7 protein-coding genes are annotated in these 7,701 nt (G+C 63.6%); 3 read left to right on the forward strand and 4 right to left on the reverse strand.

Annotated features, from left to right (window positions below):
• The 3 genes from AC1DT2_RS11815 to AC1DT2_RS11825 all read right to left on the reverse strand — a co-directional run.
• Positions 1 to 1,997 (reverse strand): membrane-bound PQQ-dependent dehydrogenase, glucose/quinate/shikimate family (locus AC1DT2_RS11815; protein WP_477296374.1); only part of this gene is annotated, 1,997 nt, incomplete at its 3' end.
• 135 nt (positions 1,998 to 2,132) lie between these two features.
• On the reverse strand, positions 2,133 to 3,347 hold the full coding sequence (locus tag AC1DT2_RS11820) for an MFS transporter (protein ID WP_477296375.1): 1,215 nt from the start codon (positions 3,345 to 3,347) through the stop codon (positions 2,133 to 2,135).
• Between the two features lie 176 nt (positions 3,348 to 3,523).
• Positions 3,524 to 4,903, reverse strand: coding sequence for a cryptochrome/photolyase family protein (locus AC1DT2_RS11825; protein ID WP_477296376.1), 1,380 nt, complete (start codon positions 4,901 to 4,903; stop codon positions 3,524 to 3,526).
• A gap of 122 nt (positions 4,904 to 5,025) precedes the next feature.
• Here AC1DT2_RS11825 and AC1DT2_RS11830 point away from each other — a divergent pair, with 122 nt between their 5' ends.
• Entirely contained in the window at positions 5,026 to 5,940 is a 915-nt protein-coding gene (locus AC1DT2_RS11830) for an alpha/beta hydrolase family protein (protein ID WP_477296377.1), read from the forward strand.
• Between the two features lie 16 nt (positions 5,941 to 5,956).
• Here AC1DT2_RS11830 and AC1DT2_RS11835 read toward each other — a convergent pair whose 3' ends face one another.
• Positions 5,957 to 6,229 carry a hypothetical protein gene (locus AC1DT2_RS11835; protein WP_477296379.1) on the reverse strand — a complete coding sequence of 91 codons (273 nt, stop codon included), beginning with the start codon at positions 6,227 to 6,229 and terminating at the stop codon, positions 5,957 to 5,959.
• 105 nt (positions 6,230 to 6,334) lie between these two features.
• Here AC1DT2_RS11835 and AC1DT2_RS11840 point away from each other — a divergent pair, with 105 nt between their 5' ends.
• Positions 6,335 to 6,835, forward strand: a complete 501-nt coding sequence (locus tag AC1DT2_RS11840; RefSeq protein ID WP_477296380.1) for a MarR family winged helix-turn-helix transcriptional regulator — start codon at positions 6,335 to 6,337, stop codon at positions 6,833 to 6,835.
• Positions 6,832 to 7,701, forward strand: an 870-nt coding sequence (locus tag AC1DT2_RS11845) for a DHA2 family efflux MFS transporter permease subunit (protein ID WP_477296381.1), incomplete at its 3' end; no start/stop codon positions are given. The genes AC1DT2_RS11840 and AC1DT2_RS11845, both read left to right, overlap by 4 nt.

Here is a 7,701-nt window from a genome sequence, read left to right on the forward strand (position 1 = left end):
TCGGGGTGGACGCCCGAACTCTCGTTGGTCGACGCCTCACGACGTGCGACTTCCGCCGCGGGGACCAGACGAAACACAAACGCGAACGAGTTGGGATTGGTGAACGCGATCTGGCGAACCGGATCGACCGAAATGCCACCCCAGTCGAAGACGCCCGCATTGCCGGGATGAATGRGGGTCTCGGTCACGCCGGGTGGCGTGTATGGCCCGTCATAACGCATGGACTTGAAGCGGATGCGGCACATCACCTGATCGAAGGGCGTGGTGCCCCACATGTCTGCTTCGGTCAGCTTCGGCGGATCGTAGTTGAGCTGCGACCGGGCTTGCGTCGGCGAGGTGTGATCGCCTTGCACCGCGCCCTGGGCGACCGGCACTTCGTCGATGGGGATGATCGGCTGTCCGGTCAGCCGGTTCAGCACGTAGATGCTGCCCTGTTTGCTGGTCGAGATGAGGGCGGGCTGTACACCGGAGGGCGTTTTCAGATCGACGAGGGTCGGCTGGGCGCTGACATCCTTGTCCCACAGATCATGGTGGGTGAACTGGTAGTTCCAGCGCACCTTGCCCGTGGCGATGTCGAGTGCAACCACGCCGGCTGCGTACTTCTCCGCGCCGGCCGTGCGATCGCCGCCCCAGGTATCCGGTGTCTGGTTGCCCATCGGCAGGTACACGAGGCCCAGCCCTTCATCCACGCTCATCACCGACCACACATTCGGGGAGTTGCGCGTGTAGTGCTGGCCTGCCGGCAGTGGCGTGGTTTCGTCCGGATTGCCGGCATCCCAGTTCCACACGAGGTGGCCGTCGTGCACGTCGAAGGCACGAATGACGCCCGATGCTTCATGCGTGGAATAGTTGTCGCTGACGTGGCCACCGATGATGACGAGATCGCGAGTGATCGCCGGGGGCGACGTCGAGTAATAACCACCCGGAAGCATGTTGCCGTCGAGATTGTCGGTGAGGAGCTGGATCGTGCCTTTGTCGCCGAAGCTGGGGCAGATCTGTCCGTTATCGGCATTGAGGGCGATCAGGCGCGCGTCGGCGGTCGGCAAGAAGAGGCGGCGCGGGCAGTCAGTCGCCGTGGTTGCCGGTGTCGAGGCCGTTGACGTCGTCGCTGCCGCCGCCGGCGCGGTACTGGACGCCGCATAGTCCGCGTCGTTGTGATACGACACGCCACGGCAGGTCATGTGTTCCCACTTCTTGAAGGTGCCGTTCGCGCTCTGAATCTTCGGATCGAAGCGCCACTGCTCCTTGCCGGTGGTCGCATCCACGGCAATCACAATGCTGTGTGGCGTGCACACGTACAACGTGTCACCGATCTTCAGCGGGGTGACCTGGTTGGTGATTTCGACCGGATCCTCGGGACCCGGAAGGTCACCGGTGTGAAACTCCCAGGCCTTTTTCAGATGACCCACGTTCTGGGCCGTGATCTGGTCCAGGGGCGAATAGCGTTGACCGAAGGGGGTGCCACCATAGGTATGCCACTCGCCGGCCGGTAGGCCGCCGGGACCCAGTGCCGCCGTCGGCAGGACCGCATCGAGTCCGCGCGCGAGGTGGCCCTCGATCGTGGTCGATTCTCGGGGCAGGCTCACCAGTGCAACGACCAAGGGGAAGACGAGGCCGAGCGCAAGGGACGCCGCGGGATACGGCGCTGATGTCGCGCGCAGCGGCCGGCGAATGAAAGGCAGGGCGAGCCAGATCCCGAGCGCGAACCAGACGTCCAGGCGGGGCAACAGTTGCCAGAAATCGAGGCCGACCTCGTACAGCGCCCACACGGTCGTGAGCACCAGCATGACCGCGTAGAGCGAGAGGGCCGACTGTCGCTGCGCATAAAGCAATGCCGCGACGGCAATAAGGCCCAGGCCGAAGACGACGTAGTGCAGCGATCCACCCAGGGTGACGAGCTTGACGCCCAGCACGCTGAGCGCGATGCCAAGGAGCAGGACGACGACGGCCGTGAGAATCAAAATCCACGGCGGGCGTGAGGAAGTCGGAGGTCTCACGGGTGGGCTCCTTTTTTTCTTACGAGGGGCCGACTGGCCGCTACCGGCACATTGCGCTGCATCGATAGCGACCGTCTTGATGCGGATTGCGCCGATCAACGGATGAACGGCTCGCCGATGAATCGGCGATGGGTGCTACGAAACAGGCTCGGTTGGAGCCGATTCATCGGCGATGGGTGCTCGCGACAACGCCGAAGCCAGCCCCAGCGCTGCGGCTCCCACCAACGGAATACCGATAACCCAGGGCAAGGTGGCCGCTACCGAGAACAGCATCGTTCCGCTAGCCGGCCCCACGGTGTCTTTCAGATCGTTCGCCACCGACACGGCAGCCATGTACGTCGCCCGCGTCTTCGGTGCTGCCAGTTCGTTCACTGCTGAAGGAATCAGCGGCCCACAGAACATGTCGGCCATCGAGAAGCACGCCATCGCCGCGACAAGCGCAACGAGGCTCGGCGAGGCCAAAAGGACGCCAAAGGCCACGATCAGTATCGCCGCGCTGGCGAGCACCAGTACGCGTGCACTGATTTGAGCGGTGAGCCGCGTGACGGGGATCTGCAAGAATGACGTAAGCACGGCGCCGAAGGTAAAGAGCAAGCCGACGCCCGAAGGCGTCAGCGTCCCCGCGGCATGCACGCTGAGCGGCAGGACCGTTTCGACCCAGCTTCCCGAAACCTCCAGCAACATGAAGCACAGCAGCAAGCCGCCGAGACGGCGATCGCGAAGTGCGGGCAACAAGGCCGAGAAGCCTTCCTCGTCATCGTCTTCCTCCCCGGCGGTGCCGACGTGGCGAGTCTCGGGTAGCAAGCATGTCACCAGCGCAGCGGCCATCAGGAGCGCCACGGCGGAGCCGACGAATACCGTGCTCAACGACCTCAACACGAGAAGCGCACCAAGGGCCGGCCCGATGGCACGCCCGACACTGGAGAGCACACGCGCCACGGCAAAGTAATGGCGTGTCTCGTCCTGCGGCACGACATCGCCGATCACGGTGAATGCCGTCGGATGCAGCACGCTTTCGAAGACGCCAATCAGCAGAAGCACGGCAGCCGTCGCAATGACGCCGTGGCAGAACGACAACAGCAGGAATCCGCCGCCAACGCCCAGGGTGGAAGCAAGCAGGACAGGTCGTCGGCCCAGGCGATCCGCGATACCGCCAAGAAGCGGTGTGGCAAGCAGTTCGCCACCGGCGTAACAGCCGAAAAGGACGCCAATCCATGCCGTCGGCACGCCCGCGTCTTTCTGTGCCCACAGGGCAAAGAAAGGCAGCATCACGCCGTCGCCAATACTGATGAAAAGGAAGAGCAGGGCGGCGATGTACGCCGGTTTCCTGAAAAAGGTAAGCAGGTTCACGTTATCAACTCCACGCAGCGACCAGCCGCCACGAGGGCAACTGGACAGGATGCGCGTTGGTTGACGTAAACGCTTACGGCCGCCTGCGGTGGCGACGGCGCGACATTAGCAGCGGCAGGAGCGTCTGCCAAGTATCCGTCATGGAAGACTCGCGGGAAGTAGCACCGAGCGAAGCCTCAGCGCGTCGCCCATTGCGCGCGCAGGCGGCGGGCCTGCTCCTGGATTGCCTCGATCTGGTCCGCCGATAAGCGCTCCAGCGAGCGCCACTGAAGGGCCGCACGCGGGTGATGCCAGAAGCGCGCACGATGACGCTCGAGGAAATCCCAGTACAACGTCGTGAACGGGCACGCAGCGTCGCCCACAGCGTCGCCAGGCTTGTATCGGCACCCCGTGCAGTAGTTGCTCATGCGGTCGATATACCGGCCCGAGGCGGCGTAAGGCTTCGAGACCATGCGGCCGCCATCGGCGAACTGACTCATGCCAAGGGTGTTGGGAGCCTCGACCCATTCGACGGCATCGACATAGATCGCGAGATACCACTCGTGGATCAGCGTCGGCRTCACCCCGAGCAGCAGGGCGAAGTTGCCGGTCACCATCAAGCGCTGGATCACGAATTCGCGCCAACCCAGAATCTGGCGGATGAATCCTTCGATAGAGGACAAGCTGACCTTGCCTTCCTTAAAGCGTTCCAGCGCGCCCTCAATCACTTCCATCGGTGACAGAAGCCGCAGGTTCATACACGTCGACAGACGTGCATGGTAAAGCCACGTCTCCCCGGTCCACATGGCGTCCTGCCAGTGACCAAAAGCGGGCAAGCGATTGTCGAGAAAGTCGAGGAGAGCGTCCTGCGCCTGATCGCGCGTGACCGGCCAGTCGAACGCACCCAGCTCGCCTGGATGAGCGGGAAACGTGGAGGCGACATCGTCGATGGCTTCCTGCGTCATGGCATCGGGCGCGAAGGCCAGCGGGCGCGGCACCCAGCCCGGACCTTGCCGGCCAAAGCTGCCCCGGTTGTCTGAATCGTAGTTCCACTTGCCGCCGACGGGTTGGCCGTTGTCATCAAGCAGGATGGCGTGGCGCTGGCGCATCCAGCGGTAGAACAGCTCCATGCGAAGCTGTGTCTTGCCTTTGGCCCATTGGCCGAAATCATCGGTGGATACGAGAAAGTGCCGGTCCGGGCGTTCGACATAGTCCACGCTACACGCCTTCGCGACAGCCTTGATGCCTTCGCGCAGACGATGTTCGCCGGGACGGACCATGACCAGGCGGCGGGGCTTGAGGTCCTGGAGTTGCGATGCCAGGAGCTCGACAAGGTCGTCGGGGCCGGCGTCGGCGAGTCGCGTATACGTCAGGGGGACCTCGTCGGCGTCGAGCCCGGCCGCAAAATGGCGCATGGCGGCCAGGAAAAGCGCGCTCCTGGCCTTGTGCGACCACACGTGTTCGGACTCGCCTTTACGCTCGGCCATCCACACACGGTCGGCGGCAGGATCGAAGTCATCAAAGGCCGACGAGTCCCTGTTGAGCTGGTCGCCAAGGACGACAACGAGATGGCGCATGGCGTGTTGCCGGCTAGGACGGGGCGCCAGTGGAACAGTCGGTGCGTTAACCCGGAGCGAAGCCGGGTGCCGTTGACGTACGATGCGCTCCTGGTGCCAGGAATCTCAATCGAGGGAATAAAATGAAGGTTCATCCGACGGCGTTTTCGCGGTTCTCGACGTACGTGCTCCTGTCTCTGGTCATGGCATCTGCGCACGCCGCCCCTTTCGATGATCGTCTGCTTTCCAAGTTGGAAGCACCGGCAAAGGCGTCGATGGAAACCATGCAGATTTCCAGCCATGGTTCGCCGATGAATGCGTTGGTTTACGTGGCGGCAGGTGCCGGCCCGCATCCTGTCGTGATCCTGTTGCATGGCTTTCCAGGCAATGAACGCAACCTGGATCTCGCCCAGGACATGCGCCGCGCGGGATGGGACGTTCTGTTCTTCAACTACCGTGGGTCGTGGGGAACGCCGGGGGATTTCTCCTTCTCGCACAGCATCGAGGACGTGGTGGCCGCGATCGCCTACCTGCGTCAACCCGAAACGGCGAAACGACTGCGGCTGGATCCTTTACGCATCGTGCTGGTCGGTCACAGCATGGGTGGCTTCATGGCCGTGCAGGCCGCTGCCGCTGACCCGGCTATCAAGGGCATAGCGATGATTTCTGCAGCTGACCTGGCAGGCCGGTTCGGCGAGATGCAGGCGAAGGAGCAGGGCTCGCGGACCCAGGCGGTCACGAAGATGGGCGCGGCACTGGCGGAGGAAGGACTGGCGCCGCTCAACGGATGCACCCCCGAAGGCCTGGCGACGGATCTTGCTGACCACGCGACAACGTGGGCGTTTCAATCCATGGTCGGGCCGCTCAAGAACCGGCCGGCGTTCGTGATCACGTCGGACGATGGCTTGGCTCCTGCCGACGATGCGTTTGCGAATGCCCTTCGCAAAGCGGGCGACAAGCAGGTGACGACCCTCCATCTGCCGACCGACCACGCGTATTCCGACAAGCGGACCGAACTCTCTCACGGCCTGCTGCAGTGGCTGGCTACGTTCAAATAATCGAGGGGGAGGGCAGCTAGTGTCGGACGTCGAGCGTGTCGCAGAGCCGCAGCATCGCGCGGCCGATGCCGCGCTTCGGCAGGCGTTCGTCGGGCGGCAGCATGAYGACCACCATCAGGGCGGCTTTCTCGACATCTTCAAGGCCAAGCTCGGAGGCCTGGCTGCGTAGGAGGTAGGCGCGAAATCGCGCTTCCTCCATATCGCCTTCGATCATCGCCTGACCGATGGCAGTCGCATCCAGCGCCAGGCGGTGGCGGCTGAGGACGGTTTCTTTGTCGATGGTGGCCATGGAACGAGCATAGGCGCGAGGGTGCGAAGGCGGCATCAGCCTTGCGTCGTATGCACTTATACTTGCGACCTTGCAACTATTGCTTAAAGGCGTAATATTGCGCCCATGCACAAGCTACCTCCAGACACGCATCCCCTCGCCGCCGAGCTCATGGGCGTCCTCATGCCCATCATCAAGGACAGCCAGGCCGGTGTGGCCGCCGTCATGGCCGGTTTTGACCTGACCTTCTCGCAGCTGCGCATGCTGTGGATCCTCGATAACTCGGGCTCGGACCTCGCGGTGAACGAGCTGGCCGAGACGGTTTCCCTGTCGCTGCCAGCAGCCGGTCGGGCCGTAGACGGCATGGTCCGCCTGGGTCTGCTGACCCGAAGGGAGGACGACGCGGACCGACGCATCAAGCGCATCGGTCTCGCCCAGCCGGGCCGCGAGGCGCTCGAGAAGATCGGTCGCGCTCGTGGCCGATCCGCAGATCGCTTTGTCCAGGCGCTCTCCGACGAAGAGCGGACCGCCTTGGCTGGTGCCCTGGCTACCCTTGGTGCGCTCACCCGCAAGCATTTCGCTACGCCCCCCGGCTCCTCTTACTGCTCCCCGGAAAAACCCGAATGAACGCCCCCGCCAAAACCGATGCGCCGCCGGCGCTCGACCGCCGGTTGCTGAGCATCGCTTCCGTCGTCGTGCTCGGCAGCTTCATGTCGATTCTCGACACCACCATCGTCAACGTCGCTATCCGCGAGTTGTCGCACTCGTTCGGCACATCGCTGTCGGTCACGCAGTGGATTTCCACCGGCTATATGCTGGCGCTTGCCACGGTGATCCCGCTGACCGGTTGGGCGGCCGATCGCTTCGGTACCAAGCGCCTGTACATCGGTTCCATCGCGCTGTTCGTGCTCGGCTCCGTGCTATGCGGCCTCGCATGGTCGGCGACATCGCTGATCGTCTTTCGCGTGCTGCAAGGCTTCGGTGGCGGCATGATCATGCCTGCTGGCATGACCATTCTTTCCCACGCCGCAGGACGCGAGCGCATGGGGCGCGTCATGGGACTGGTCGGCATCCCGATGCTGGTCGCGCCGATCGTCGGCCCCATTTTGGGTGGCTGGTTCGTCGACGATCTCTCGTGGCGCTGGATCTTCTTCGTCAATCTCCCGATCGGCGTGATCGCTTTGTTCGCGGCGTCGCGTTTCCTGGACCGCGATGAGCCCAAGCCACATCATGGACTCGACTGGCGTGGCCTGTTGATGCTGTCGCCGGGCCTGGCCATCTTCGTCTATGGGCTGGCGGAGACCGCGGCGGGTGGAGGCTTCACCCGGCCCGATGCCGTAGGCGGTGTATTGCTTGGCCTGGCGTTGGTCATCGGCTTCGTGTGGCATGCACGTCGCAAGGAAGGTGCCTTGATCGACGTGCGCCTGTTCGGCACGCGTGTCGTCGGTGCCGCGGCGTCCACGTCGTTCTTCTTCGGCACGGCGTTCTTTGGT

This window comes from Luteibacter sp. P4_E6 (genome assembly GCF_056401535.1).